This is a genomic window from Neisseria sp. P0021.S005 (assembly GCF_051956955.1).
In genome coordinates, this window is sequence record NZ_JBQCWY010000827.1 from 1 (window position 1) to 789 (window position 789).

General features: G+C 54.2%; 1 protein-coding gene and 1 pseudogene. One reads left to right on the forward strand and one right to left on the reverse strand.

The window, feature by feature from the left end; all coding sequences use genetic code 11:
• Window positions 1–189, forward strand: a pseudogene (locus ACTHUE_RS19580) (UDP-2,3-diacylglucosamine diphosphatase); the annotation flags it as partial.
• A 71-nt stretch (window positions 190–260) separates the two neighbouring features.
• On the opposite strand, the gene serB reads toward ACTHUE_RS19580, so the two are convergent.
• Window positions 261–789 (reverse strand): phosphoserine phosphatase SerB (gene serB, locus ACTHUE_RS19585; RefSeq protein ID WP_440424234.1); only part of this gene is annotated, 529 nt, incomplete at its 5' end.

Here is a 789-nt window from a genome sequence, read left to right on the forward strand (position 1 = left end):
GTCAATCCGGCCTTTACCCACGAAACCGTCCAACGCTTCCACACGCCCCTGCTCATCCACGGCCATACCCACCGCGAAAACATCCATCGCAACGCCGATTACACCCGCATCGTACTTGGCGACTGGCGCGACAATTACGCCTCCATTCTCGAAGTCGATGCCGAAGGCTACCGTTTTATCGCCTTATAAAACATCAGGCCGTCTGAAAACCGGTTTCCCGATTGTTCAGACAGCCTGACTGACAAATATCCTCAACCGGTTTACGCAAACCAACCGCGTATCCGCTCCAAACCACCAAAGCGCACACACGCATCCGCATTCGCCTCAGTTTTCGGTTTCGCCCGATAAGCAATGCCGAATCCCGCCTCCCTTATCATCGGAATATCGTTCGCACCATCACCCATCGCCACCACCTGCCACGGAGCCAAACCCAGACGCTCACGGTATTCACGCAACAAATCCGTCTTAGCCTGTGCATCGATAATCCGCCCTTTCAGACGGCCTGTCAGCTTGCCGTTTTCCACTTCCAACACATTCGCAAAATGGAAATCCAAGCCCAAACGCCGTTGTAGGCGTTCCGTAAAGAACGTAAATCCGCCCGACACCAGCATAAACTTCACATCATTCCGTTTACACTCTTCCAACAAAAATTCCGCGCCCGGCGACAGCTGCAACACATTCTCGTACACCTCTTCCAACACGCGCTCGTCCAAACCGGCCAGCAAAGCCACACGCTTGCGCAAAGACTGCTCAAAGTCCAGCTCGCCGCGCATCGACTGCTCCGTAATC